This window comes from Paenibacillus piscarius, from assembly GCF_022234545.1.
GTDB classification, from domain to species: domain Bacteria; phylum Bacillota; class Bacilli; order Paenibacillales; family Paenibacillaceae; genus Paenibacillus_AQ; species Paenibacillus_AQ piscarius.
The window spans coordinates 1-2,053 of sequence record NZ_JAIEUI010000046.1; the positions used below are offsets into that span (position 1 = coordinate 1).

Annotated in this window: 4 protein-coding genes; all 4 read right to left on the reverse strand. The window is 55.6% G+C overall.

The window, feature by feature from the left end:
• Positions 1-307: M15 family metallopeptidase (locus K1558_RS32560; protein WP_238656272.1), on the reverse strand; the 307-nt coding region annotated here is incomplete at its 3' end.
• Positions 279-671 (reverse strand): hypothetical protein, encoded by a 393-nt coding sequence (locus K1558_RS32565; RefSeq protein ID WP_238656273.1) that lies wholly within the window; start codon positions 669-671, stop codon positions 279-281. The genes K1558_RS32560 and K1558_RS32565, both read right to left, overlap by 29 nt.
• Entirely contained in the window at positions 658-855 is a 198-nt protein-coding gene (locus K1558_RS32570) for a hypothetical protein (protein ID WP_238656275.1), read from the reverse strand. Before K1558_RS32570 ends, K1558_RS32565 begins: the two co-directional genes overlap by 14 nt.
• Position 856: 1 nt before the next feature.
• A complete protein-coding gene (locus K1558_RS32575; protein ID WP_238656277.1) occupies positions 857-1,168 on the reverse strand; it encodes a hypothetical protein in 312 nt (103 codons plus the stop codon).
• Positions 1,169-2,053 lie beyond the last annotated feature (885 nt).

Below are 2,053 nucleotides of genomic sequence, written 5' to 3' on the forward strand. Positions count from 1 at the left end.
CGTCCCTTGTCATATCCCAGGAAACGCTTGAACCATTAGGGAGCAGCAGCGCAAAATCGACCGCCAGCCCGTAATTATGATAGCTCTCCCCGCCGCGCGCATTCGTCACGATAGACCCCGGCTTTGTGCGGCCCTGGGCATACAGCGCGTTCTGCTCGGCCATCGTCCGCAGCCCTTGGGTAATCAGGATAGGCACTCCGCAAGCGTGACTGCGTTCAATCAGTGCAGTCGCTGCGGCCAGTATAGCAGGATGAAGCCCGGAGAGACGGGCCGCCGACTTATTCAGAACCTGGGTGAGTGTCAGCATCCGGTGTACCTCCTTGTCTGATTTCGGAGAGGACCACGAACAGATCCTGCCGTTTGCTGTACATTAACACGGTCAGAATAACGAGTCCGAGGGTCGTGCCCGTCTGAGCCACTGCCCAAGCCTCCGATTGCAGGGTGCTCACCACCGCATCCGGGCCGGGACCGCAGCTTAGTCTGATCCAGAAGGCTACGGCCATTTTGACGGTATAGGCTCCCAGGAAAAAGAACGCCGCCAGCATAAACAAGCTCACTACGCGCACCCGGAATCTCCGGCGGAAATACCAAAAAAGCGCAGCCATCAGCAGCAGCGCACAAACAAAGGATATAGAATAGGCCAGTGACACCACAAGTTCAAGCTTGCTCATCTTCAGCCCCCCGATCATAGATTAGGAACTGGGCGAACCCGTTGTTCCTGATTTCCTCCTGAATGTCCTGCGAGACATTCTTGTACCTGCGGATCGAGAGCGATACCCGGACTCCCGCCTGCGCCAGCCTCTGCTCTCTGTCCCGGTGCAGGGGGGATAGCCGTTTGATCCACTTGCTTAGCACGTTATCCCCCCCTGTCTTCGTCATTTATACCGTTTGTGCTGCCGCCTGCGGAATGGTCTATCTTCAGCCGCTGCAACACTTCAAGCGTCGGTGCCATGAAGTCTGACCGCTCTTTGTCGAGGATATTCTGCAGCCTGTCCCGGTCCTCCTCGGCCCGCTCCAGCAGCTCGCGCGGCACCAGATTCCCTTTTACAATCGACCGCAGCAGCACCAGCAGAATCATCAGCAGGACCAGAGCAATGATATAAGCCAGTCCGTACTTATCCGCCAGCGGCAGTAGCTTCTCCAGATTCGCAACATCGTTGCTGTCCATGGCTTCACTCCCTTCTGAGTGGTGGCTAAAACAGTTATTTAAGACGCACTTAAGATTTAAACTTGAAGCTTCCTCGTCACTGCGGTGAACATTTGGACTTCCGGCCGCTGTTGTCCCCAGATTTCTTGGTTTTGAACCGCTGTTAGCGGGTGAAATCCGGTGACTAGCTGACTAGAGTAAAGGACTGGTGTATAGCCAGCCCCTCCTCATCAAACCGTACGTGAGGTTTTCCCTCATACGGCTTTCCGATGTTCGTCACTCTTGGGCATGCAGCCTCTTTGGCCTTGGCTCCTTGAGCTAGTTTCCTCCACGGAGTTGTTGAGCGTTTCTAGCGTGTCGTTAGCCCTTTGGGCAATCACGTACTCGTTCCTCTGGGATAAACTTGAACAAAGTAGGGCCCCTTTCCTCCCGCAGGTTATGTTGTCCTACGGTTACTTGGTACTATGGGCCCCTCGGATTCCCTTCCTGCAGACCTCTCATTTCACCTTTTGGGTTTATAGAGGGTCCCTTTACCTTTTCTTTTCGGTGCAGGGGAGGGTCTCCCCAGTTCACTGCCTTCTCTTTCTAACCATGCCGTTCCCCTTACGCCGGAGGATTCTTCGTTGCTGCTCCAAGTTCTCTGCAACTTCCTTGGCCTTCGTCCGAAAGCACGAGACTCGGCTTCCTCTTGCCCTCTTGCGAGGCCACATTGACGACGCGGCAGGATTCACTTGATGTTGCGGCCTGGTCAGTTGCTCGCACGGTCCTGCAACCGCACTTCTGTCGATGCGCTTCTACACACAGATTTCGCCATGTGCAGGCATCCTAGCTACGCGGGGGCTTGGCCCCTCCCGCGGCCGGACTTTCACCGGCTAGAGATTGCGCGCTTTGCTGGGCACGCTGCTT

What these genes read in the sequence shown, in the direction of transcription:
- K1558_RS32565 (WP_238656273.1), bottom strand. Translation starts at nt 671, where the DNA reads ATGAGCAAGCTTGAACTTGTGGTGTCACTGGCCTATTCTATATCCTTT.
- K1558_RS32575 (WP_238656277.1), bottom strand. Translation starts at nt 1,168, where the DNA reads ATGGACAGCAACGATGTTGCGAATCTGGAGAAGCTACTGCCGCTGGCG.